The organism is Marinomonas sp. ef1 (assembly GCF_002806845.1).
GTDB lineage: Bacteria > Pseudomonadota > Gammaproteobacteria > Pseudomonadales > Marinomonadaceae > Marinomonas > Marinomonas polaris.
The window spans coordinates 243,195-266,093 of sequence record NZ_NHTT01000006.1 but is presented as its reverse complement, the minus strand read 5'-3'; the positions used below and the strand labels follow the sequence as shown (position 1 = coordinate 266,093).

General features: G+C 42.6%; 26 protein-coding genes. 8 read left to right on the top strand and 18 right to left on the bottom strand.

Annotated features, from left to right (window positions below; genetic code table 11):
- The first annotated feature begins 65 nt into the window (after positions 1-65).
- The 5 genes from pspA to CCS02_RS10860 all read left to right on the top strand — a co-directional run bounded on the left by pspA (position 66) and on the right by CCS02_RS10860 (position 2,871).
- Positions 66-737, top strand: a complete 672-nt coding sequence (pspA, locus tag CCS02_RS10880; RefSeq protein WP_100636566.1) for a phage shock protein PspA — start codon at positions 66-68, stop codon at positions 735-737.
- A gap of 38 nt (positions 738-775) precedes the next feature.
- Positions 776-1,024 carry an envelope stress response membrane protein PspB gene (pspB, locus tag CCS02_RS10875; protein ID WP_072838742.1) on the top strand — a complete coding sequence of 83 codons (249 nt, stop codon included), beginning with the start codon at positions 776-778 and terminating at the stop codon, positions 1,022-1,024.
- 48 nt (positions 1,025-1,072) lie between these two features.
- Entirely contained in the window at positions 1,073-1,522 is a 450-nt protein-coding gene (gene pspC, locus CCS02_RS10870; protein ID WP_084122207.1) for an envelope stress response membrane protein PspC, read from the top strand.
- A gap of 33 nt (positions 1,523-1,555) precedes the next feature.
- Entirely contained in the window at positions 1,556-1,738 is a 183-nt protein-coding gene (locus CCS02_RS10865; RefSeq protein WP_072838743.1) for a hypothetical protein, read from the top strand.
- An 83-nt stretch (positions 1,739-1,821) separates the two neighbouring features.
- Complete coding sequence (locus CCS02_RS10860) at positions 1,822-2,871, top strand: MbnH family di-heme enzyme (RefSeq protein ID WP_232728864.1); 1,050 nt, start codon at positions 1,822-1,824, stop codon at positions 2,869-2,871.
- Between the two features lie 70 nt (positions 2,872-2,941).
- Here the strand turns inward: CCS02_RS10860 and CCS02_RS10855 are convergent, their stop codons facing one another.
- Positions 2,942-4,558, bottom strand: coding sequence for a methyl-accepting chemotaxis protein (locus tag CCS02_RS10855; RefSeq protein WP_072838745.1), 1,617 nt, complete (start codon positions 4,556-4,558; stop codon positions 2,942-2,944).
- A gap of 326 nt (positions 4,559-4,884) precedes the next feature.
- Here CCS02_RS10855 and CCS02_RS10850 point away from each other — a divergent pair, with 326 nt between their 5' ends.
- Entirely contained in the window at positions 4,885-5,352 is a 468-nt protein-coding gene (locus CCS02_RS10850; protein WP_072838746.1) for an OsmC family protein, read from the top strand.
- Positions 5,353-5,411: 59 nt separating this feature from the next.
- On the opposite strand, the gene CCS02_RS10845 is transcribed toward CCS02_RS10850, so the two are convergent.
- Positions 5,412-6,041, bottom strand: a complete 630-nt coding sequence (locus tag CCS02_RS10845) for a glutathione S-transferase family protein (protein ID WP_100636564.1) — start codon at positions 6,039-6,041, stop codon at positions 5,412-5,414.
- A 183-nt stretch (positions 6,042-6,224) separates the two neighbouring features.
- Between CCS02_RS10845 and CCS02_RS10840 the strand changes: the two genes are divergently transcribed.
- Together CCS02_RS10840 and CCS02_RS10835 are read left to right on the top strand one after the other, a co-directional pair.
- Positions 6,225-7,076 carry a LysR family transcriptional regulator gene (locus CCS02_RS10840; RefSeq protein ID WP_100636563.1) on the top strand — a complete coding sequence of 284 codons (852 nt, stop codon included), beginning with the start codon at positions 6,225-6,227 and terminating at the stop codon, positions 7,074-7,076.
- 106 nt (positions 7,077-7,182) lie between these two features.
- On the top strand, positions 7,183-7,776 hold the full coding sequence (locus CCS02_RS10835) for a TetR/AcrR family transcriptional regulator (protein WP_100186125.1): 594 nt from the start codon (positions 7,183-7,185) through the stop codon (positions 7,774-7,776).
- 49 nt (positions 7,777-7,825) lie between these two features.
- Here the strand turns inward: CCS02_RS10835 and CCS02_RS10830 are convergent, their stop codons facing one another.
- From CCS02_RS10830 to CCS02_RS10755, 16 genes are all read right to left on the bottom strand, one after another.
- Positions 7,826-9,112 carry a TRAP transporter large permease gene (locus CCS02_RS10830; protein ID WP_100186124.1) on the bottom strand — a complete coding sequence of 429 codons (1,287 nt, stop codon included), beginning with the start codon at positions 9,110-9,112 and terminating at the stop codon, positions 7,826-7,828.
- Between the two features lie 3 nt (positions 9,113-9,115).
- Positions 9,116-9,631, bottom strand: a complete 516-nt coding sequence (locus tag CCS02_RS10825) for a TRAP transporter small permease (protein ID WP_100636562.1) — start codon at positions 9,629-9,631, stop codon at positions 9,116-9,118.
- 105 nt (positions 9,632-9,736) lie between these two features.
- Positions 9,737-10,777 (bottom strand): TRAP transporter substrate-binding protein, encoded by a 1,041-nt coding sequence (locus CCS02_RS10820; RefSeq protein WP_100186122.1) that lies wholly within the window; start codon positions 10,775-10,777, stop codon positions 9,737-9,739.
- Between the two features lie 95 nt (positions 10,778-10,872).
- On the bottom strand, positions 10,873-11,886 hold the full coding sequence (locus CCS02_RS10815) for an FAD-binding oxidoreductase (protein ID WP_100636561.1): 1,014 nt from the start codon (positions 11,884-11,886) through the stop codon (positions 10,873-10,875).
- A 63-nt stretch (positions 11,887-11,949) separates the two neighbouring features.
- A complete protein-coding gene (dmpG, locus tag CCS02_RS10810; RefSeq protein WP_100636560.1) occupies positions 11,950-12,972 on the bottom strand; it encodes a 4-hydroxy-2-oxovalerate aldolase in 1,023 nt (340 codons plus the stop codon).
- 15 nt (positions 12,973-12,987) lie between these two features.
- Positions 12,988-13,914, bottom strand: a complete 927-nt coding sequence (locus CCS02_RS10805; RefSeq protein WP_100186119.1) for an acetaldehyde dehydrogenase (acetylating) — start codon at positions 13,912-13,914, stop codon at positions 12,988-12,990.
- Positions 13,915-13,935: 21 nt separating this feature from the next.
- Positions 13,936-15,780, bottom strand: a complete 1,845-nt coding sequence (locus tag CCS02_RS10800) for an AMP-binding protein (protein ID WP_100186118.1) — start codon at positions 15,778-15,780, stop codon at positions 13,936-13,938.
- 96 nt (positions 15,781-15,876) lie between these two features.
- Positions 15,877-16,653, bottom strand: a complete 777-nt coding sequence (locus CCS02_RS10795; protein ID WP_100186117.1) for a 2-keto-4-pentenoate hydratase — start codon at positions 16,651-16,653, stop codon at positions 15,877-15,879.
- A gap of 11 nt (positions 16,654-16,664) precedes the next feature.
- Positions 16,665-17,621: an NAD(P)H-dependent flavin oxidoreductase gene (locus CCS02_RS10790; protein ID WP_100186116.1), complete on the bottom strand. Its 957-nt coding sequence runs from the start codon at positions 17,619-17,621 to the stop codon at positions 16,665-16,667.
- 19 nt (positions 17,622-17,640) lie between these two features.
- On the bottom strand, positions 17,641-18,423 hold the full coding sequence (locus CCS02_RS10785; protein ID WP_100186115.1) for an SDR family NAD(P)-dependent oxidoreductase: 783 nt from the start codon (positions 18,421-18,423) through the stop codon (positions 17,641-17,643).
- Between the two features lie 10 nt (positions 18,424-18,433).
- Positions 18,434-18,973: a 3-phenylpropionate/cinnamic acid dioxygenase subunit beta gene (locus CCS02_RS10780; RefSeq protein ID WP_100186114.1), complete on the bottom strand. Its 540-nt coding sequence runs from the start codon at positions 18,971-18,973 to the stop codon at positions 18,434-18,436.
- A 2-nt stretch (positions 18,974-18,975) separates the two neighbouring features.
- Positions 18,976-20,355, bottom strand: coding sequence for an aromatic ring-hydroxylating oxygenase subunit alpha (locus tag CCS02_RS10775; RefSeq protein WP_100186113.1), 1,380 nt, complete (start codon positions 20,353-20,355; stop codon positions 18,976-18,978).
- 12 nt (positions 20,356-20,367) lie between these two features.
- Positions 20,368-20,715: a non-heme iron oxygenase ferredoxin subunit gene (locus CCS02_RS10770; protein ID WP_100636559.1), complete on the bottom strand. Its 348-nt coding sequence runs from the start codon at positions 20,713-20,715 to the stop codon at positions 20,368-20,370.
- A gap of 4 nt (positions 20,716-20,719) precedes the next feature.
- The gene (locus CCS02_RS10765) at positions 20,720-21,574 is read right to left on the bottom strand and encodes a protocatechuate 3,4-dioxygenase (RefSeq protein WP_100636558.1); all 855 of its coding nucleotides are present in this window, start codon (positions 21,572-21,574) and stop codon (positions 20,720-20,722) included.
- Between the two features lie 4 nt (positions 21,575-21,578).
- The gene (locus tag CCS02_RS10760) at positions 21,579-21,863 is read right to left on the bottom strand and encodes an extradiol ring-cleavage dioxygenase (protein ID WP_100186110.1); all 285 of its coding nucleotides are present in this window, start codon (positions 21,861-21,863) and stop codon (positions 21,579-21,581) included.
- Between the two features lie 22 nt (positions 21,864-21,885).
- Positions 21,886-22,704 carry an alpha/beta fold hydrolase gene (locus tag CCS02_RS10755; RefSeq protein ID WP_100186109.1) on the bottom strand — a complete coding sequence of 273 codons (819 nt, stop codon included), beginning with the start codon at positions 22,702-22,704 and terminating at the stop codon, positions 21,886-21,888.
- Between the last annotated feature and the right edge of the window lie 195 nt (positions 22,705-22,899).

Here is a 22,899-nt window from a genome sequence, read left to right as displayed (position 1 = left end):
GGCATGAATGCTGTAATAGCAAGAGAAGAAGCTCATCAATTGCATATGAAACAGGAGATAAAACCATGGGTATTTTTTCAAGAATGACGGACATTATTAATAGCAACTTAACCTCGTTGCTGGATAAAGCCGAAGACCCAAAAAAAATGATTCGAATGATGATTCAAGAGATGGAAGAAACATTAGTCGAAGTACGCTCTAGCTCTGCTCGCGTGATTGCTGATCGTAAAACCACAGGGCGCCGTTTGGAGCGTATGCGCAGTGAAGCAGCAGAGTGGGAAAGCAAAGCCATGCTGGCAATCAATAAAGGGCGTGAAGACCTAGCTCGAGCAGCCCTTTCAGAAAAGCAGCAAATAGAAAAAGAAATAGCAGCCATTGATAAAGAATTGTCTGCTTTGGATGAACACCTTGAGCATTTGAATGAAGAAGTAGGACAGTTACAAATTAAATTGAATGATGCCAAAGCCAAGCAAAAAGCCATGTTGTTACGTCAATCCAGCGTAGAAAGCCGTATGCGTGTGAAGCGCCAGAATCATAAAGAAGCATTAGACGATGCTTTTGAGAAATTTGAACGTTTTGAGCGTCGTGTTGATAGTTTAGAAGGCCAACTTGAATCTATGGATATCGGTATGCAACCAAAAGCAGACTTGAAATCACAAATTGACGCTCTGGCGGAAGATGACGATATCAATGATGAGTTGGCTCGTTTGAAAGAGAAAATGACTAAGACCAACTAAGCTGAATTTGTATCAGTTTATAAAAAAGGAATTGCGCTATGAGTATGGCTGTATTTTTGTTTGTTCCCACCATCATTTTTATGTCGGTAGTGGCGCCTATTTGGTTGCTATTGCATTACCGAAGTAAGAACCGTGCGGTAAAGGGATTGGATGAAGGTGATAAGCGGGAGTTAGAGTCTCTATTAATGCAGGCTGATAAATTGACCGATCGCGTACAAGCATTAGAAAAAATTTTAGATGTGGAAAGCCCAGATTGGCGTAGTCGAGATAATGATGAGTACCGATAATCTTCGGATAGTTGAGTGATAGAAGATTAGCCAGTTAAGAGGAATAAAATGATGAACGATAAAATAAAAGAAAGTATCAAATCCAAAAAGTCTCATGGGTGGGATTTGAACCTATATCGTAATAAGAAAAAAGGTTACTTGGGTGGAGTATGTGCTGGCTTAGCAGATCATTTTGATGTCGATGCATGGGTCGTGCGGCTTTTCACCTTTGGTGGCTTTTTATTTCTTGGTAGCTTTGTAGTGATTGCTTATATCGCGCTTTGGTGGTTTTTGGATGTTCGCCCAAAAGGAGAAGATGGCTACGAATACGAATATGATGAGCGTCAACAAAGTTATCGGCCAAAGAAAATGTTCAAGTACGCTGATAGTGCGAACTCAAGGTTACGTCGCGCTAAAGAAAAATTGGATAACGTAACGAGACGAGTGACAGAGATGGAACGTCATGTCACGTCTAAAAAATTTGATCTAGACCGTGAATTCTCAAAAATTAGGGACTAATCTTTAATCTGTGCAAATAAGGAGGGTTGGTAAATGCAGATAAAAACTTCTTTTTTCCTCTTATTGTTGGGAAACACCTGCCTATATCTAGATGCCGCATTCGCTTTTGTTTTGGCTGTGACGATGGATTGCCTACTGGTTTTGTTATTGAATATTCCTGTTGCTGTTATTTTATACGGCCTAGGACGTTTACTATCAAAACGGTTTTATATTTAAAATAAAAGACCTTGGGAGGTTTGATGAGGGTCAAATGTACTTATCTTTCATCCCTCGTTGGGCATCTTGCTTTGGGGTCAATATTGCTAGTTTGTACTCCCTACCTATATGCAGGTGATTATATTTGGGCATTGCCTGCATGGATGCCTGCACCTATCGTGCCTGTAGATAATCCAATGAGCGAGGAAAAAGTCACGTTAGGTCAGCGGCTTTTTTACGATGCCAATTTGTCTGGTCCAGGTTACATGTCCTGTTCGACCTGTCATATGCCTGAACATTCATTTTCAGAGCCAAGACCCGTTTCTGTCGGTGTCACAGGGCAGTTTCATAGTCGTAATGCCATGTCGATTGTCAATGTGGCTTATATGAAAACACTGACTTGGGCGAATCCTAACGAGGTACGTTTAGAAGACCAAGCAAATGTGCCTATTTTCGGTACTCATCCCATTGAAATGGACACCAAAGGGCAAGAAGAAAAAGTAATTTTGTTTCTACAACGGGACCCTATTTATCCAAATTTATTTCATAAAGCCTTTCCTGATCAAGACAACCCTATTAGCTTTGACACGATTACCAAAGCGTTGGCTTCTTTTGAACGTACTTTAATTAGTTATCAGTCACCTTATGACGATTACAAATACAATCATAATGACAGTGCCATCAGTGAGGATGCTAAGCTTGGTGAGGCATTATTTTTTAGTGCGAGATTGGAGTGTTCTAGCTGTCATACTGGTGTGCATTTTTCCGATGCGACGCAAGCGTCAGCCTTCCATAACACAGGGCTTTATAACTTGGATGGCAAAGGTGCTTACCCAGAAGGCAACCAAGGATTGTTTGAACATACAGGGAAAGAGGCAGACAAAGGACGATTTAGAACACCAACGCTGCGCAATATCGCTCAAACAGCGCCTTATATGCATGATGGCTCTATCGCCACATTAGAAAAGGTGATAGAGCATTATGCAGCTGGTGGACGTGCAGCACAGCAAGGTAAAGCGTCTCCATTAAGGTCTGATAAGTTACATCCGTTTTTATTAACCGACGATGAAAAGCGTCAACTCATGGCGTTTTTAACGAGTCTTACGGACAGCAAATTTATAGACAATCCTCACTTTACGACCCCATTTAGATAGCATGAAATAGACAAAAACCGCCGAAATCAATGATTAAGACGGTTTTTTGGGGCTTTTAATAAGTGTTTTATTAAACCGTGAAGCGTTTAACCTGACTAGCAAGCTCATCAGAATTGCTTAGCGTTTGATGAACCGAATGGCTGATGCGTTTGGATATTTCCATGACGTCTTTCGACATACTGGCAAGATTCGATAGGTTCTCGTTTATCTCGTCAGTGACCTTGCTTTGCTCTTCTGTTGCACTGGCGGTTTGAGCAGTAAAGTCATAGATTCGTCCGGCGGATGTTTTTACAACTGCAATAGATTCCATAGTTTTACGTGAAAGAGAGACGCTGGTGCCAGCCATATCAACACTTTGAGTAATCGAGCTTACTGCATTGCTCACGCCAGACTGTAAGTCATTGATCATCTTTTGAATGTCTTCAGTAGAGGCTTGAGTTTTGCTGGCTAGTTCACGCACTTCGTCAGCAACAACCGCAAAGCCTCGACCTTGCTCACCAGCTCTCGCGGCCTCTATCGCAGCGTTTAACGCGAGTAAATTGGTTTGCTCGGAAATGCCAAGGATGACATCCAATACAGAAGCAATTTTATCGGATCGTTCAGAAAGTTGATTGATGACGCCTGCAGCACCTTGGATTTGCTCTGCAAGGTTATCAAGCTGAGAAATGGCATTGTCTAATTGTTTAACGCCATCATCTGCAGAACGGTTTAATGCTTCCACTTCAGCCACCGTGTCAGCGGCATTTTGCGCAACTTCACGAGTTGCACCACCCATTTCTTCAACGGCGGTGACCACAAAATCAAGTGATTGGTTTTGGCGTTCGCTTAGGTTAGCAGACTCAGAGGCGGATTCCCCCAAATTAAACATCTCTTGGCGAATATGCTCACACCCGTTACGAACCTGCCCAATCAAGCTGCCGAGACGAGCGACAAAGCTGTCTAATTCTCGACTCAATTCGCCAGTTTCATCTGGCTTTGTGCTGTTTATACGGCGTGTTAAATCGCCATCACCAGAGCTGATTTGACGAACTCCGAAAGTGACCAATTGGATAGCTTTTGAAATGTTTCGAGGGGCAAACCAAGCCAGTATGACACTCAAAAGTAAGGCGAAAATCGCGAATATGCCGACTGTCAGTTTAAAGGTGTCAGTGAATTCATTGATTGCTTTGTTTTCAAGTGCAGAGTATTTGCTGATCAGTTCTTCCGAATGATCGTACAAACTGCGAAGTTTGATGAAATTTGTTTGGTTATCACTAACAAACAGGATTATTGCTGCATCGGGGTTATCTTTCATTGATTGGATAATGTCGAGATTGGTAGCAGACCAATCTTTATAGAGACTATCGAAGTTCGCTAATAGGCTAGAGATTTCATCTATATCCGTTGTGAGTAGTCGAAATTGCTGCATGCGATCCAATGCTTGCTTGGCATTAGATAGCGTAGCTTCCTCTAATTCTTTGGCATTGTTTGCGTTGTGCTCAAATACTAACGTGGCCAGTGCGAGACGAGATTGATACAAATCTCTATCGGCATTCTGAATTAGCGAAGTGCCAGAGGAGTATTTACCCATACTATTTTGTAAGTAATTAACCAATGTTTCTGTAGAGATTATAACCAGTAGGAAAACCAACGCTAAGCCGCCAAAAATTAATGTATAGCGACCTCTTATCGTCTTTAGCATCTTCATGAAAATATCCCTGTTGTTGAAGCCTTTGAAAACCAAAATGGTAAACGTTCCCTGCTATACAGCTGTCTTCTCTCAAAGAAACTACATCAATTGGACAATAGCGTTATATTAAAAATGGCACTTGGGATGAATGTGTGCAAGTTGTGTTTAGGTTGTTTTTCGAACAAATTGTAATTTTTTGAAAAGAGAGATATTTAGGTAAAAAATCTACTTTGGACATAGTGACAATAAGTTAACCTTACGGGCTCAAAACATTGGGGAAATTTGTTATATCTGTTATTTGAGACAAACAAGTATCTAAGGCAAACAAAAAGGGGAAATGGAATATGTCAGAATACTTTGCAACTGTTGAATGGAAGCGTGGTTCACAGTTATTTTTGGATAAAAAATACAGTCGTGCCCATGAATGGCAGTTCGAAGGCGGCGTAGTCGTGCCAGCCTCGTCTTCGCCGCATATTGTACCTTTACCCATGTCCGTTGCAGAAAATGTAGACCCTGAAGAAGCATTTGTAGCCTCTATTTCCAGCTGTCACATGTTGTTCTTTTTGGACTTTGCTTCTCGCAAAAAGCTCATCGTCGAACAATACACAGACAAGGCTATCGGCACCTTAGCAATTGGCCCCAATGGCAAGCAAATGATGACCGAAGTCGTATTACGTCCAACCGTCACTTTTGTTGGTGAAAGACCCAGTTCAGAGGTGTTAAAAGCACTTCATCATCAATCCCACGAAGCTTGCTTTATCGCCAACTCGGTACTGACCGAAGTTCGAGTGGATGAGACTTTTTGTGTTTGATTGGTAACCTTAAAGGCACTTTTAATCAAGTGCCTTCTCTCGTTTGAATAAAAAGTGAATCACGCTTGGGTAATCGGTATAAACCAATCCAAAGCTTCAATATTTTTAATCCAGCGTTGAATATTTGGATACTCGGACAGTTGATAAGAGCCGCCTTCCTCCGCCACATGGGTGTAAGGGAACAAGCAAATATCCGCAAGTGTCATGAAATCGCCCACTAGAAACGCTTGTGTTGCCAATGTTTCTTCCATTTGTTTTAACGCAGCATGACCTTGCTGAATACGATCTGGCAACATTTGTTTTTTTAGATCTGTCATGGCGTTGTGAGTTAGCCAAAAACGTGGCGAGGCAATGTTGGGCTCGTGGCTGTATTGCTCCCAGAATAACCATTTATAGACCTTGGCTCTAAGGATTGCATCGGTCGGTAACAAGGCGGATTTGTGTTGTTCTGCAAGATTGTACTGCTCAGCCAGATAGAGAAGCACAGCATTACTTTCGCTCAAGCATTGTCCGTCATCTAACTCCAACACCGGAATTTTACCATTTGGGTTAATCGCTAAGAAGGATTCTGTGTGTGTTTCTCCTTTGGTAATGTCATATTGTTTTAACGTCACTTTCAGATCTAAACAGGCACATAACAAACGGATTTTATAACCGTTCCCTGAGGGTAAAAAATCGTGCAGAATCATAAGTCTTTCCTTCTTAGTTGATGGTCTGATCTTGCGATAAGACAGAAGCAGAAAAAAGCAAATTAAATTGACGGCTGGCATAACGCATTTTGATCAATGCATTTAAGTTAGAGTGCTTTGAATTAAAGTGAGTAGAAATAAAGTGCGTAGAAATAAAGTGCGTAGATTAAAGAGAGGATTGCATTGGATACGGAATTATTAAAAACCCTTGTGGCTATTGTCGATCACGGCAGTTTTCAGCGCGCCGCCATGCAAACCTTTCGTACGCCATCGGCCATTAGCATGCAGATGAAACGATTGGAAGAACAAGTCGGTACTGAACTGTTTTGCAAACAAGGTCGAGATCAAGTACTTACCGAAGACGGTCAGCAGCTTGTGCATTATGCGAGACAAATTTTGCAATTGCAGGAAAGCGCGTTGCAATCCATCAAAGGCCCGCAGCAAGGCGTCTTGCTTAATCTGGGGTGTCCGAATGATTATGTGGCGAATTTGTTGATCGTCATTATGTCCGTAATGGAAACGATGCAACCCAATATCCGCTTTCGAATTCGCACTGGCACATCCTCTGAACTAAGAGAATTGATGGACAAAGGCGAAGTGGATTTAGCCCTAGTTACGCGAACACCAGACAGCGACGAAGGCTTAACCTTGTTCCAAGACAAAGGCGTTTGGGTGGCGAAAAAAGGCTTTGACTGGATGGCCCTCAATCCATTGTCATTGGCGCTATACGAATCGAGCTGTAAATTTCACTCCAGCGCCGTTGATGGTTTGCAGAAGAAAGGCACTGACTATCAACTGTATTGTGTCACCGCCAATCTCACCCTTATTGAGAGCCTGTTGATGGCCGAAAAAGCTATCTCCGCCATCGCCAGCATCAGCGTGAATGACTCATTGGAAATCATCGCAAGTGATTTATTACCTAGCCTTCCTGCGGTAGAAATCGCCTTTTCTCGCTCCGCCTCCGCACCAGACTGGCTCACTGTAGCCTGGATTGAAGAGGTTATTGAGCGAGTGGTGATACGGCATCGCAATTAATTGATCCAGATATATATAACAAAAAATATTTCCATGCCTTGAAAGCATATTTGATATGATTAATGCATTACCAACATACACAAGAGTATTTTGAAAAAGCCTTCTTATGAATAATACCAAACTGACGCGTGATGACTGGATTAATGCTGCGATGATGCAGCTTTCAACTGGCGGTATAGATTTAGTTCGAGTTGATAGTCTTGCTAAAAAGCTAGAGATTACTCGTGGTAGCTTTTATTACCACTTTGGTAATCGTCAAGATTTGCTCAAAGCTATATTAGATAAGTGGCGCTTAAGTGCAACAGAAGCCGTTATTGAAGGTTTGAATAGTCGTGAATTAACAGCACAAGACCGATTGCTTGCGTTGATGATGTTACCTCTTCGAGGTGGGAAGTCATTTGATGCGGCGTCAGTTGAGCTGTCACTACGTGCATGGGCTCGACGTGATGATATGGCCCGATCCGCTGTTGAGGAAGTAGATTCCTATAGGATTAAGTATCTTGAAGGTATTTTTCTTGAAATGAATCACTCAGCAAGTCAGTCGAGTGATTTGTCCTATTTGGTGTACTCCTACATGATGGCTACCTCTATTCTTACCACGGGTAATAGTCGCTCAGACCAAGCTGATCGAGCTAAGAGGTTAACTAATTTCTTAGCTGATGTGTGCCCAATCTCAGAGTGCCAACATCGAATTGCATAGTTATTAATAAAGACGCCCTCTCGGTTAAATATCAAGCGGGCGCTTTCTCTTACATATAGCTGACCAATGCTAAAGATATTATTGGAAAGAGTACGATTAATGCCAAACGTATTAGATCAGCCACCAGAAAAGGAATGACCCCGCGAAATATTGTTCGTATATCGACTTCAGGTAGGACTGACTTGAGGACGAATACGTTTAGCCCAACGGGAGGTGTTATTAAACTGATTTCTGTTGCGACTACGACAATGATACCAAACCACACAAGGTCCATTCCCATTTCAGCAACAACAGGATAAAACACGGGTACAGTCAATAACATCATGGACATTGATTCGAGAACCGCACCTAATAAAAAATAAATGATCAATATTACGAAAATCACACCGAGTAATGGCAATTTCATATCATTAAGCCAATTGACAATGTGATAGGGTAAATTTGAAATATTTACTAGGTTTGCAAATACTAAAGAACCTATGAGAATGGCGATTAAGGTCACTGTGGTTGAAGCTGTTTCCTCTAAAGCATCGATGAAAGACCGCCATTTGAATTTGCCGCGGGCTAAGGTAACGATAATAGCACCGATAGCACCGACACCAGCAGATTCAGTTGGGGTAAAAAAACCCATGTAAATTCCGCCTAAAACTAATATTACTAGCAGTGAAAAAGCCCACAGTTGACCAATTGCAGCAAGGCGTTCTTTGAAAGACGCTTTTGTACCTGATCCTGCTTTTTCACCTCTGACGTGAACAACATAAAGTACTGCGCAAATATACAAGCAAACTCCTAGAATCCCCGGAATTACACCTGCAACAAATAATTGTCCTATGTCTGTTTCTGTCATTATTCCATAAAAAACGAGAGCAATAGATGGCGGTATCAAAATCCCTAAGGTGCCACCCGCAGCGATAGAACCTGTAGCAAGTCCTTCGCTATAGCCAAACTGTTTCATTGAAGGGTAAGCGATTCGACTCATGGTCGCAGCTGTCGCAAAACTGGAACCACAAAAAGTACTGAATCCGCCCGATGCTGCAATTGTTGTAATAGCCAATCCACCACGGTAGTGTCCAATCAAAGCATTAGTTGCGACATATAACTCCTCGGCTAATCCAGATCTGCTGATAATATTGCCCATTAAAATGAATAAAGGGATGACTGCAAACTCATAAGATAAGACGGTTTCACTGGCAATGATGCCTAATTGAGCAAGTGCAGGGCTCCATCCTTGAAACCAAGCTAGACCTGCTAGTCCAACTACACCTGTAGTTACAGCAATTGGTACCCTAAGAAATAGCAAAACTAAAAGAGCGGCAAAGGCAATAATCATTTCCATAGTTTATCTCCCTTCCTTATTTTCTGTTTGAAGTGCGTCATCTTGTAGCGTGTCATATTGAGTTTTCGGGATCTTGGTAATCAATGGAATTAAAGCAATAATGGCCAATACACCCATTGCAAACAGTACATACCATTTGGAAAAGCCGAGAAACATAAAGCGTTCTTGAAACAATCGAGTATCTTCCATTTGTTGAAAAAGCATGACGGCTATAGCAGAAAATAAGGCGACTTCTAGAAAGTAGCTAAGCCAACTAATGACTATCCCAAAAGTCCCTTTGAATAGATTATCGAGAAGATCTATACGAATATGCTGGTTATTTTTATGAACTTTAAAAAGGCCAGCATAAAATAAAATCGCTAAAAATATACCGATTATTTCGTATGTGAAACCTAGCGAAGAACCTAAAATAACGCGTCCACATACATCGATAAAAGTGATAATTGCCATAAGCGCTAATACTGTCATTGACAGCTTAGAGCAGAAAAACGCTATGATTGAAAGTAATGAATACTTCATTAAGTTTTCCTTTCAGAGAAATACCTAAATTTAGATAATAAGGAATGCTTTTTAGGCGGTATCATTGGGAGGATAGTTCATAGACTATCCTCCCAATCGAGAAGGTTAGTTACTTTCTACTAACTGCGTTTGTTCATTGTAATAAGCTATCGCGGCGGTTGTATCTACGCCCGCTGCTTTGGCTTTATCAAGCCATTCTATGCGACCGGCTAAAAACGCATCATCTAGGCTAGTGATAAGAGCCTCAGAGGCAACTTTATAGTTATCGCCTAACTTGTCTTGAAGTTTTTTACGAGCAATTAGGTCATTTTCATGCCAAAGACTGCCCATTCTGCGAGCTAGTTTTTCACCTGAAATATTCATAATCGCATCTTGATCGGCTTTGCTGATCTGTGCCCACTTGTCTTTATTTAAGATAATAAATGCACTATTCGAATAAAGTCCCCCTGGTATTTGGGTAACATAATTTATATAGCTGTCTACTTTAAAGCCTGTTAATAATTCGTCGGATAAACTTGTCCCATCAACAATACCTCGGGATAAAAATTCTCTTAGTTCGTTGAGTGATCCGCTAATAGGGACAGCGCCAAGGCTTTTAATCGCATTAGATACGACTGATGTTTGTACCCGTATTTTGGTGTTTTGAAAGTCTTCGGCGTTATTTATGGGTTTATTTTTCATGTGCAAATTGCCGCCAGATGTAACATGTACAGCTAAGGTCACTACATCGTTATGCATACCTGCGGGCTTGAAGTATTTATCAAATACACGTTGGTAGGCTACTGAACTAGCGCCTGCATCTTGAACGCTGAATGGAAACTCCACCATCTCGCTTAAAGGAAAAGCACCTGGCGTATAGCCATGTGGGCCCCAAGCAATGTCGACAATACCTTGAGAAACGGCTTGATAGTTTTTAGTTGGAGGTACAATAGGTTTTGCCGACGGTTGAACTTTTACTCTGCCTTCTGTGACTTTTTCTATTTCGTCAAAGTACTTATGTAAGCCATCTTTTTGTGACCAATGTTGGGAAGGAAACCATTGGTTATAGCGTAATACCATGGTGTCTGCTAGAGCATTAACAGAAACACTTAAGGTAGAAATCGATAGTAGACCAACCGTTAATGCTTGTTTGAAATTTTTCTTCATTTCTCATTCTCCGTTTTTATTATTTTTTATTATTAATATATTTACATACATTAGTGTATGTTTATAGCAAATTAATAATGCTTTTTTAAATAGAATTACAAAAAAGTGTCTGAATAAAAGTTTTCTGCAGGTAAGCCATATCCACTTATGAGGTCATTGCGAGCAGACTCGATAACAATCGGTGCTCCACAGGCATAGACTTCATACAGTGATAAATCAGCGAAGTCTTCCATAATGGCATGATGTACAAAACCGGTTCTGCCAGACCAATTTTCAGTTTTGTCAGAAACAACAGGAACATAATCAAACCAAGAAAGTTCATTACTCCATTGTTCACATAATGTAGACATATAAAGATCTTCTGCACAACGACCACCCCAATATAAACGGACAGGGCGAGTCGTCGAATTAACGATCTTTTGCTCTTCGATAAGTTGCTCAATAATGGCTTTTATTGGTGCAAATCCGGTTCCACTAGCTAATAAAATAATAGAGGCTTGCGTTTTACGTAGATAAAAACTGCCAAATGGTCCTTCAATGGTCACCATTTTACGCTGTGCTAATTCATTGAAAATGTAAGGCGTACCGACACCGTTAGGCTTCAATCTGATGTGCAATTCAATAGCATTATCTTCGACATGTTGAGTTGCCATTGAGTAACTTCTAGTTACACCATTTGGTAGGGTGATATCGACATATTGACCAGCTCTGTAAGGAAATTCGCTTCCTGGGGCTAACATGAGTTTTAGCAAAACGACGTCAGATGAGACGAGATCTTTATTGAGCACCCGAGAAACTAATTTTTGAATCGAAATACCGTCTAGCTCTGTCACTTCAGGAGCAGTTAAGACAAGATCTTGGTTTGTTTGAGCTTGGCAGCATAATATTGTTTCACCGGCTAGATCCGATGCTTGTAACTGTAATCCAGCAGGGTAAGAGATAGCAGTAGGGGAAATAGGTGTTTCTAACGACGTGCGGCAATCTCCGCAACGACCGTCGCGGCATCCATGCTTTAGCATGATGCCAGATCGCAATGCCGCGTCGAGAATACTCTTACCTGCAATACTTTCAAAAAACTTACCGCTTGGGTTAACTGTAATCATACTCATAGTAGACCTCTAAGTGATTAGCTGGCCGCTTCAAAAGAGGCCAGCTCAGTAAGAATTGATGGCTTAAGAACGAGCTTTTGCCATGGTTAATGCAAGATCTTCGATCATGTCTTCTTGTCCGCCGACTGTTCCTCGTCGTCCTAGTTCTACTAAAATATCGCGTGCTTGAATGCCATACTTTGCTTCTGCACGTTTTGCGAATAATAGAAAAGAGCTATATACACCGGCATAACCTAAGGTAAGCGAATCACGATCAACGCGAATAGGCTGATCCATCATCGGGGTGATTAAGTCTTCAGCGACATCCATGATTTTGTAGAGATCAATACCTGATTCACAGCCCATGCGATTGAGCACAGCGACCAAGACCTCTAGCGGTGTATTTCCTGCTCCTGCACCTAATCCGGCGACAGAGCCATCTATTCGAGAACAACCAGCTTCAATAGCGGCAAGGGAATTCGCCACACCCATTGCCATATTGTGATGGCCATGGAATCCCAGTTCTATGTCGCTACCTAGTTCTGCCTTAAGTAAGCTGATTTTTTCTGTTACTTCATCTGGCAGCATGTAACCTGCGGAGTCAGTACAATAGATACAATTAGCACCATAACTCACCATTAACTTGGCCTGTTCTAGGATTTTTTCTGCCGATACCATGTGTGCCATCATTAAAAAACCGACGGTATCCATGTTCATTTTTCGAGCCATAGTGATATGTTGTTGCGATACATCTGCTTCAGTACAGTGGGTCGCCACGCGGATAGTGGACACACCACAGTCTTTTGCCATTTTCAGGTGATCCACAGTGCCTATACCTGGCAATAGCAAAGCAGATACCTTGGCTTGTTTCATTTTGGGTACTACAGCCTTGAGGTATTCTTCATCACTGTGGGCCGGAAATCCGTAGTTGACCGATGCGCCACCTAGACCATCGCCGTGGGTGACTTCAATCATAGGCATGCCAGCAAGATCCATTGCACTGGCGATGCTGACCATTTCATCTACTGAAATCTGGTGTCGCTTTGCATGCATGCCATCACGTAAGCTCATGTCATGTAGAGTGACTTTTTTGCCGTTTAAGTTCATTGTGTCACTCCTTAATTAGTGTTGAGCCGCTTGGCTGCGAGAAGGTAAATTAATGCTGCCGTTCGCTGCTTTTTCTGCGAACATTTCTGCCGTGCGTAAACCGGCAGCGGTCATGATGTCTAGATTGCCTGCGTATTTTGGTAGAAAGTCTCCAAGTCCTTCCACTTCCATAAACATCGAAACACGATGGCCATCGAATACTGGTCCATTTACTAGGCGGTAACCTGGGACATATTTTTGGACTTCAGCCACCATCTTATGGACGGATTCTGTAATCGCGGCTTGATCTGGTTCACTTTCTGTTAAGCAGTGAACGGTATCGCGCATGATTAATGGTGGTTCAGCCGGATTGATAACGATGATGGCTTTACCCTGTTTCGCACCACCTATCTTTTCAACGGCTCCAGCGGTTGTACGAGTAAACTCATCAATATTTTGACGTGTACCCGGCCCAACAGATTTAGACGATACTGTGGCAATAATTTCACCATAATCAACAGGTTGAACTTGAGACACTGCAGCTACCATAGGAATGGTCGCTTGGCCGCCACAGGTCACCATATTGACATTCATTTCTAGGTTGCTTGCGTGATCGTTTAGATTTACGGGCGGTACGCAATACGGACCAATTGCTGCCGGAGTGAGATCTATCATAATGACGCCAAGCTCATTTAATTTGCGGGAATTTTCCGCATGAACATAAGCAGAAGTTGCGTCAAAGGCGATACGAATATCATCCTTTATTATGTGTTCTAAGATCCCGTCAACGCCCGCAGAGCAAGTTTTAATACCCATTTCCGCGGCACGTTGTAGTCCGGCAGATTCAGGGTCAATACCTACCATCCAAACTGGTTCGATCCACTCAGATCTCTGCATTTTTATCAACAAATCTGTACCAATGTTGCCAGGTCCAATAATGACCGCTTTCAATTTTTTACTCATGGGATTGCCTCTAAATTGACCTTAACCACAGACCACGGCTTGACCTTCACAGCTATAAATCTCTGCTATAAGTTCTTTTCGTGTCGTTAATAATTTGCGCTGATTGAAATTGCCCTTGTCTGTCACTTCTCCTAACTCGATGGATGTAGGAGTCTCTGCTAACACAATTTTCTCAATTTTTTGCGAAGAGCCTCTTGCTTGAGCATTTATTTCGTCAAGGGCTTCTTTAAAGATTCCGTTAAGCAAAGCACTTTCAAGAAGCTGGGTATGATTTAGTTCACCGCCTACTAATTTATAAATACTAGGCGTAGGGAACACGATTAAGCTAAGGTAATCTTTATCATGGCCCGCTATGAGGACGTCGGTAACTAACCCTTTAAGTGCTTCAACACAGCGTTTTTTCATGGTGGCGACGCACACCCAAGTGCCTGTCGACATTTTGAAGTCTTCGGAGACACGGCCATCGAACATAATTCCCGCAGATGGGTTCTCAGGGTCGGCTAAATAGCCAGCATCACCGATTTTATAGAAGCCATCCAAGTCAAAGCTTTCGTGAGTGTTTTTGGCGTCATTCAGATAACCTCGGAAAACATTCGGTCCCTTGATACGCATTTCAAATTTATTGTCATTGGGTGCCAGTTTTATTTGCACGCCGGGCATAGGAATGCCGATGTTTCCAAATTTTTCTAATACCCAGTGAACACTGGTGTTGGCTGGTGCCGTTTCTGTTGATCCCCATTCGGTAGAAAACAGAGGGTTGCAATTGTGTTTAGCCGCCAGTGTTTTAAGCTCTCGCCACACTGGCTCTGATAAGGATGCCGCTGCGTAAAATACCATTTGTAGGTTTTCAAAAAAGGCAGTAGAGAGGGCCTTATCCTGCTTAAGTAATGGAAGGAGGGCCTCATAACCTTTAGGGACGTTGAAAGAAAGCGTTGGCTTTACTTCAAGAATATTTGCCGCTGTTTTTTCAACCATACCCGGCATGGGACGACCTTCATCCACATATAAACTACCACCATTTCTTAGCACCAAATTGAAATTATGATTGGTGCCAAAAGTGTGGCTCCAAGGCAGCCAATCTAAAACTACAGGTGGCGTGGTTTCTAAAAATGGCAAACATTGGACAATCATTTGTTGGTTAGAGCACATCATTCTATGAGTCACAACGACGACTTTGGCGTGTCCTGTTGAGCCTGATGTCAGCATATATTTAGCTGCAGTATCCGCATCGACTCTGTCATATAACTCGTCAATAATGGCAGTGACTTCAACATTTGATAAATCGTGCAGAGTAGTTGTCGCTTGCCGTACCTTGTCTAGAGCATCAATACCAGACGAAACAAGAACTAGGTGATCTCCACTTAAAGAAGCTAAGGCTGAAGCAGAAGCTTGGCCATCTTCGGCATAAATGATGCTTGGGTTTAAATTTTCTACAGCAGCCGCTAAGCGATCATATTTACCTTCAAACATTGAGTACGCTACAGACAACGATGTGACAGGAATACCAATGTGCATCGCCGCCATTTTTATCAAAGCATGATCTATGGAGTTTGCCGAGATGATTAAAATAGGGCGTTCAAACGTCACGCCTGAGGCATAAATACCTTGAGCAATTTGCTCTGCTTTTTTTAGAAATTGGGCGTAGGTAAATGTACGCCAACCGTCTTGTGGCTGATGAATATTTTTCCGCTCGGCAATAAAAACTGTATCAGGCTTTTCTTTCGCCCATTTCTTTAGCCAATCTCCTACTCTTTTCTCATAGGGCAATAAAGCCATATTCGATTCAAGAATGATCTCACCCTTGTCATTACGCTCTGCGTTGACAGAAGGTGTAGGCAACTGCCCAAACACCGATAGCATTTCCATAACAAACCTCTTTTTATTGTTATATTTGATGGGCTCACCTCTTGTAGCGGTGTGTACCTGTCAAACTGGTAGAACTGTTCTCAATGATTTTAAAAACTATTTAGTGATAACCTGTATGGTTTCTAACCCCTTGAAATGAAACTCTACGGTCTGCCCTGCATTGAGCGTTACCATAGGCGCGAGAGCTCCAGACAAAACGACTTGGCCGCGTCGTATTGGACGTCCTAACGACACCATCTTGCGGACTAGCCATAAGGTTGCATAAAGTGGGTTTCCCAAACAGGCTGCTCCTGTTCCAGAAAACGCTATGTTTTCTGCACTTACTTCTACTTCGAGTTGTGTGAAATCGATGCCATGTGGTGAATAGAAAGTGTCACCGGGTACATATAAAGCGGAAGAAGCATTGTCGGCTACAGTATCCACCAAGGTGATTTTCCAATCGGCTATAGCTGAATCGACAATCTCTACAACTGGGAAAAAGTAATCAATGGCCGACTTGAGTTCTGATAGTGTGATATCAGCTTCTTCAATGTCACGATTGAAAACAAAACCGATTTCACCTTCTGCTTTTGGCGCGATCATTGAGTGTCGATCTAGATTTTGGTCTTTACGAATTTCCATATCGGCAAATAGTAAGCCAAAGTCTGGTTCATTGACGTTGAGTTGTTGTTGGACTGCTTCGGATGTCAGTCCTACTTTATAACCAATGATTCGCCCTCCATCCTCGACACGTTTATCACCGACGAGGGTTTGAATTGCATAAGCATCTTCCACCGTTAAACCTTCATATCGTTGACTGATCGGTGCAATAGGCTGACAAGTCCTGCGGGCTTGAATGAGTTCTTCTGCAATAGTACTTAGGTCATTAGACATAGTTTTTCTCCTCAGACAGCTTTAGCAAGTTGAGTTAGCAGGGTGTTTGCATTGCTTATCGCAGAGTTGAACTCTTCAACCATACTATCGACTATCTCTGCCGTGGTTTCTTTACTGCGGATTCGACCAACGCCATGGCCTGCAGACCAGACATCTTTCCAAGCTTTGTTTGCAGTAGAAATGTTGCCAGAGAAATCAATAGCTGCAGGGTTGTCGACACTTGGATCAATGTCAGCTTTTTCCAAACTTTGGCGCATCCAGTTAGCTTTAACACCACTAACGGCTTTTGTTTCAATGACATCGCCCATTTGAGCTTCTACCAACATGTCTCTATAGGCATCGGATACCAAGCTTTCTTGAGCACCAATAAAGCGAGTACCGGATAGAGCAAAATCGGCTCCGGCTACTAACATAGCAAGCAAATCATTTCCCGTTGAAATACAGCCTGCGATACCCAACGGACCATTCCAAAACTGCCGAACTTCGGCAATAAACGCCAATGGGTTATAAGTCCCAGTATGACCACCTGCGCCATTGGTTACTAAAATGAGCGCATCGACTCCAGCGTCTACGGCTTTTTTAGCCATGGCTGGGGTAATGACATCAGCAATGACTTTGCCACCATATGATTTTACTGCTTCCATGACTCGCGTAGGAGATCCAAGAGCGGTCGAAACAATGGCGGGTTGATAGCGTTTGACTAATTCAATTTCGGCATCAAAGCGATCATAGGTTTTATGCACGATCATATTGAACAGCCAAGGTAGATTCTCACTATTGAGCGCTTGATGAATCTGAGCCATCCATTGGTCAAGATCTTCAACGGTTCTAGCATTGGCCGCGGGCAAACTGCCGACTACGCCACTTTTAGAGGAGGCAATGGCCAATTCTGGTGACGATACCAAAAACATAGGAGCCACAATTAATGGCAGCTTTAAACTGTTAGATGAGGTGTCAAATAAGTTCATAGTCGTTTCCGTTTTATTTTTATTTTACGGCCCAACCACCATCACTATGGATGATGTTGCCAGTGGTGAAAGGCGATAACTCGTTGCTAGCTAGAACGAGGTAAAGGTGGGCATGATCTTTTGGTGAAGCGATACGATTTAGCGGTACTGCATTTGCCGCATTTTCTCGAAATCCCTTGATGCTATTGAGTGGCTGGGCACGATCTGACACTCCAGATACTGACGCCATTGCGGTATCCGTTGCGCCAGGCGAAACACCATTAACTCGTATCTCTGGCGCTAATTCGTGCCCGAGCTGCTTAATAATGCCGACAACAGCATGCTTACTTGCCACATATAAAACACCACCTCCACCCGCGTAGAAGCCAGAGTTTGATACGGTTAGTACAACTGAGCCGCCGGTCTTTTTTAATTCTGGTGCGGCCGCTTTTACGCCGTTGATATAGCCCAAAACATTGACATGAAAAAGCTTATCGAAGGTTTCGGATAGGCTGTCTCCATCGAGTTTGTGCAAAGGCGTGAAATAATCAAACAACGCCGCATTGCCAATAAAAGAATCTATTTTTCCGAAATGCTCTACAGTGGCCGTGACCATACGTTGGTTATCGGCAAACGATGCGACATCACCTTGTAAGGTGAAAATGTCTTCAGATATCTCTGAGCGTAATGCCGCAAGTTTGTCTGCATTTATGTCCATCACCGCAACGTTTGCACCTTGTTCGAACATGTATTCGACGACACCACGACCTATGCCATCGGCTCCACCTGTTATCAACACTACTTTGGATTGCATTAGCTTCATGTCTAGCACTCTAAATAAATGTATTAATGTTTTTGCAAGTGAGCGTTGCATTCGGCATTAGAATCAGTCGTTTTTTAAGCTTTAATGAGCCCTCTACTTTTAGCCAAGTGTCGTAGCGACGGCCGCTAAAAATATACTCTTCATCGAGTCCGCGTGAGCGAATGCTTTGAAACGTGGAATACACAATGTATTCACCTTCGTTTTCACCAAGAAATACTTCTACACCGGCAACAATATGAATATTTCGTGTCCCAGGGTTTTCTGCCCAAGCAGAGGGCTGATTAAAACGGGCGACACGGCGTTTAAGGTCGCGCATAGTGTCATCAAAAAACGCCATATGTTGGCTGTCAAAAAAACCATGTTCTAAAGGGTTTTCACGGCGACGATTTTCCATCCCTGGCATCCAATAATGGATTTCAGGGTGAAGAAGGTTCAACCAATCTTCGAACCTTTCTTCATCAAGAAGTCGATACTCTTTTGCCAAAACCATACTCACATGATGGAATTCTTCCGCAGACACAGGGGTAAGATCTTCACTTTTATAAAACATTATTAAGCTCCCTTTATTCCTGTTTTATCTGCATTGACGCCAGCTTCAGTCCGGCCATGATTTCGATTAGGCATGGCAGCCCAATTTGGTGATTTCAGTAGATCTCCCCAATATTGGTAAAAAGCACGTGAATTAGCTTCGTTTAGTTGGCCAAAATAGACATTTGCGGGCAAATCGGTTTCTTCCAGGCAGGAGTTTTGACCTAAGCCGACAAACAGATCTTGTTGAGACGTGACTCGGCCACGTGCGGTTTTAGTGCAGTACTCCCAATTTTCCCCGTCGTCCATTTCAAATACGCCAGTTGGCGAAAAGGTCATCATGGCACCTTTGCGCCATTTTTCTTTAACGTCATCTGGTGCGCTCTTATTAACAACAACCCAAGTGAATAACTCTATTTTATTGGGGCCTCTGGGTTGCCAAATTCGCACCGTATTTTGGCCAGGCAAAAATGAAAAATTAGGAAAAATAGTACAAGAGGAAACGGAGCCAATCATGTTCGACCGGAAATCCCCTAAACGCTCAGCGACAGACGGTTTTATGGTGTGCAAATATTTATTGAGTGCACTTTCGCCAAGGACAGCGACATTGCCGACAGTGTCCAAAGCAAATTCATAGCCATGTCCATTCCAGTTAACGGAATAAGATTCTTCGAAGTCACTGACCTTAGATACAGCGCCACCCAGCATAGCGCGAGCGGCTGAGTCATGAGTCCAGCCTGCGTGCAATATATCGCCAACAAAGTTCTCGGCTGCAATTTTCCAATTACAATCCATAGTCGAACGAATGCAGCCACCAACAAATTCAGTACCGCCTTCTTGATTGTCGAATAAAGCGTCTAAGTACCAAGTCATTGGGCCTAAATATTCTGCTAAAGATGGTGCGGCAGCATCGAAGGTCGCGAAGATTAAACCTTTATAAGAATCGATTTGAGCGACTTCCCTTAATCCCCACTGTGACGCATCGAAGTTGCTGCTTTCGTAAATACCTGATTCATGTTGACCAATTAGATTTCCTTCAATATTGAAAGACCAACCGTGGTAGTTACAGATAAAGCCCCGAGCATTCCCCGATTCAGAAAAACATACTTTATTGCCGCGGTGTGGGCAGGCATTGATAAACGCCTTATGAGAGCCATCTTTTTGGCGCACCACAATGACATCGTCTTCGCCCATTGTGGTGGTAAGGTAGTCCCCGGCTTTTTTGAACTGGGATTCATGGGCGACAAATAGCCAGCAGCGAGCAAAGACCTTTTCTAGCTCCTGATCATAGATATCTTGACGATGAAAAATCTCCCCTGAAATACGTGCATTGGGAATATCACAAAAACTGTCTATGTCAGGCAATGTGTCGGTTACGTCTATTGTTTTTATTTTGTTAGCCATGTTTTCAGCCTCTTAGCCTTTCGCAATCAAGTTTTGGTCTTTATTGCTTTCATTAATCAAGGCGAATAATTCGTCACCTTCTTGTTCTATTGGGTAAGACTTGATATTGATTTCACAGGGGAAACCTCTTGCTTCTCCTGTCGGTATATGAAATGTGCCCCAATGCACAGGACAAACGATTAGATCATCTTCAATATCACCTTCCGCCAGTGACGCGGTAGCATGACTGCATAAATCTGCAGTGGCATAAAATTGTCCACCTAAGTTATAGACAGCGATGTCGCCATGTTCAGCACTATCAATTTTACGAACCGTGTTATCCGGTACATCAGAGACGTTACAAAGAAATAGTCGTGTCATAATTTCAGCTCTTTGTTGGGTTCTTTTTCAGTTCTACGAAGCCCAATCCAGTTACCCATTCTGGGACAGGTTGATATTCGATTAATTCGCTAGAATCTGCTTCAACCGCCGCCATTGCGCAGACAAAATTGCGTAATTCCATGGCTCCATTACCGCCTTCTGACAGAATTTTTTCGTCACTTAGTGCCATGATGGATGCTTCATCCAATGACAGGCAGAACGTTAAAATTTCGCGATCGAAGTCTTCATTTACTGTGCCGGATTCTTTAGTGCCAACCCAATGGCTAATTCCACCGCTACCAATCACCGCAATACGCTCATCACCTTTAAATGCCTTTACTGCTTTGGCAATTGCTTGTCCTAGCTGTTGGCTGCGTTGCATGCTTAAAAACGGATCAACTGCGCTGGCAAGGTAAACAGGAATCGCTTTAATTTCCTTGCCTTTAATTTCTGATGCGCGTTGCACTATTTTTTGAAAAGGAATCGAAAATGAATGATCTGTGGTGAATGAACGTGCCACAGCCCAATCGAATCCATTTGCATGTCCATGGGTGGCAATGTGCGTTGCAAGAGCCTCGTTATTTGGTATGAGCTGTCGCTTAAGTCCAGGCATTTGATCAAGAGGGCCATCTAGGTCGCCCGTCGCGATACAGTATTGTGGTAAGCATGTTGTACCAAATAGCATGTAGTGGTCATTGCCTATAATAATGACGGTATCAACATCCAAATCGGCCAAATGAACAGCACAGGTTTCATAAGCTCCCCACGCTTTATCCGCGATGTCTTTAGCCGGTGCATCCGGCGCAACAAACATGATTGGGTCATGAGGAACTAAAAATCCACTTACTATTGTCGCCATTGTCTTATCCCTTTATTGATGCAGAGTGAACGCCGTTAGATCCCAGCTTTTGGTTATAAGTCTGCATGGAATTGTCCGGTGACATTTCGACCCAATACCCCATCGTCAACATTGGATTGACCCCCATTTCTTGTAGTGCTTTCACATCAAATGTGAGTATTTTTTCGATGTCTGATTTGTCTAAGGCAAATCGAGACAGAAATTTATTTGGATCTTCTTTGTATTTCACTTTAGAAAAACGATCGACAGACAGGTTCCAAAGTACTCGTTCAATTACGTCCCGTTTCATAAATATCCCCTTGGGTATTTGCTCAGCCGCCAACAAATGCAGTAACGACATTCATGAATTTTGAGCGCTGTTCAGACTGAACCCAATGACCGCACTGACCAAAAACATACAGATCTGCGTTTGGTATGTTGTTCACTAGGCGTTGTCCGCACTCAAGAGGTACAACGGCATCTTCACGACCATGAAGGACTAAAGTCGGCGCGGTAATTTTTTGTAAAGCACCTTCAGGAAAGCCTTTTACTAAGGTTTCTCCGTCATCATTTGGCTTGGGGATAAGTTTACGTAAGGCTTCTTGGGAGCCTGAGCGAGCACTTGCCTCATAGCGAGATTTCACTAACTCATCGGTGATCAGAGACTTGTCGTAAGGGAACAGTGCCATTAACTCGCGCATATTATTTTCGGAAGGTTCATAGCGCCATGCACCAGCTAGGCCAGGTGTTTGTACAAAAGTACCTGCAGGTGTACCTAGTAGAGCCAGTTTATTTAGACGGTCTGGTGAAAAAAGAGCTAAACCAACACCGACTGCTCCACCAAAAGAATTGCCTACCAAAGATGCCTTTTCAATACCAACCGCGTTCATGAATTCGACTAAATGATTGACCCAAAATTTAATATCGTATTGGGTGTCTTCTTTAAATTCTGTAAAACCGAATCCTGCAATATCAGGTACAAAAACGTGAAAATGTTCGCCAAGCTCAGCCATGACGCCATTCCAGTTTGTCCAACCAGACACACCAGGACCTGAACCATGCAACAACAATAAAGGCTCACCACTGCCGCATTCAAAGTAGGCTGTTTTATGACCTGCAGCCATTACAAATTTACGATCTAATTCTTTCATTATTATCCCTCAACATACAACACTGTATGTTTGTAGTATCGATACATACATAAGTGTATGTCAATATGTTTTTTCTCCTTTTTTGTTAAGAGTGGTTTTTTTTGCAATGTTATCTTTGAAGTTAAAAGACAATTTTTATTATTAATTGAAGCGATAAATTAAGAGGTACATGAAGAAAGGAATAAAATATAAGAA

Coding starts and splice junctions, on each gene's coding strand:
- CCS02_RS10835 (WP_100186125.1), top strand. CDS start 7,183: ATGAATAATACCAAACTGACGCGTGATGACTGGATTAATGCTGCGATG.
- CCS02_RS10795 (WP_100186117.1), bottom strand. CDS start 16,653: ATGTCTAATGACCTAAGTACTATTGCAGAAGAACTCATTCAAGCCCGC.
- pspC (WP_084122207.1), top strand. CDS start 1,073: ATGATGAACGATAAAATAAAAGAAAGTATCAAATCCAAAAAGTCTCAT.
- CCS02_RS10805 (WP_100186119.1), bottom strand. CDS start 13,914: ATGAGTAAAAAATTGAAAGCGGTCATTATTGGACCTGGCAACATTGGT.
- dmpG (WP_100636560.1), bottom strand. CDS start 12,972: ATGAACTTAAACGGCAAAAAAGTCACTCTACATGACATGAGCTTACGT.
- CCS02_RS10850 (WP_072838746.1), top strand. CDS start 4,885: ATGTCAGAATACTTTGCAACTGTTGAATGGAAGCGTGGTTCACAGTTA.
- CCS02_RS10790 (WP_100186116.1), bottom strand. CDS start 17,621: ATGAACTTATTTGACACCTCATCTAACAGTTTAAAGCTGCCATTAATT.
- CCS02_RS10780 (WP_100186114.1), bottom strand. CDS start 18,973: ATGTTTTATAAAAGTGAAGATCTTACCCCTGTGTCTGCGGAAGAATTC.
- CCS02_RS10785 (WP_100186115.1), bottom strand. CDS start 18,423: ATGAAGCTAATGCAATCCAAAGTAGTGTTGATAACAGGTGGAGCCGAT.
- CCS02_RS10760 (WP_100186110.1), bottom strand. CDS start 21,863: ATGAAACGGGACGTAATTGAACGAGTACTTTGGAACCTGTCTGTCGAT.
- CCS02_RS10770 (WP_100636559.1), bottom strand. CDS start 20,715: ATGACACGACTATTTCTTTGTAACGTCTCTGATGTACCGGATAACACG.
- CCS02_RS10775 (WP_100186113.1), bottom strand. CDS start 20,355: ATGGCTAACAAAATAAAAACAATAGACGTAACCGACACATTGCCTGAC.
- CCS02_RS10755 (WP_100186109.1), bottom strand. CDS start 22,704: ATGAAAGAATTAGATCGTAAATTTGTAATGGCTGCAGGTCATAAAACA.
- CCS02_RS10765 (WP_100636558.1), bottom strand. CDS start 21,574: ATGGCGACAATAGTAAGTGGATTTTTAGTTCCTCATGACCCAATCATG.
- CCS02_RS10845 (WP_100636564.1), bottom strand. CDS start 6,041: ATGATTCTGCACGATTTTTTACCCTCAGGGAACGGTTATAAAATCCGT.
- CCS02_RS10800 (WP_100186118.1), bottom strand. CDS start 15,780: ATGGAAATGCTATCGGTGTTTGGGCAGTTGCCTACACCTTCTGTCAAC.
- pspA (WP_100636566.1), top strand. CDS start 66: ATGGGTATTTTTTCAAGAATGACGGACATTATTAATAGCAACTTAACC.
- CCS02_RS10815 (WP_100636561.1), bottom strand. CDS start 11,886: ATGAGTATGATTACAGTTAACCCAAGCGGTAAGTTTTTTGAAAGTATT.
- pspB (WP_072838742.1), top strand. CDS start 776: ATGAGTATGGCTGTATTTTTGTTTGTTCCCACCATCATTTTTATGTCG.
- CCS02_RS10830 (WP_100186124.1), bottom strand. CDS start 9,112: ATGGAAATGATTATTGCCTTTGCCGCTCTTTTAGTTTTGCTATTTCTT.
- CCS02_RS10825 (WP_100636562.1), bottom strand. CDS start 9,631: ATGAAGTATTCATTACTTTCAATCATAGCGTTTTTCTGCTCTAAGCTG.
- CCS02_RS10865 (WP_072838743.1), top strand. CDS start 1,556: ATGCAGATAAAAACTTCTTTTTTCCTCTTATTGTTGGGAAACACCTGC.
- CCS02_RS10820 (WP_100186122.1), bottom strand. CDS start 10,777: ATGAAGAAAAATTTCAAACAAGCATTAACGGTTGGTCTACTATCGATT.
- CCS02_RS10855 (WP_072838745.1), bottom strand. CDS start 4,558: ATGAAGATGCTAAAGACGATAAGAGGTCGCTATACATTAATTTTTGGC.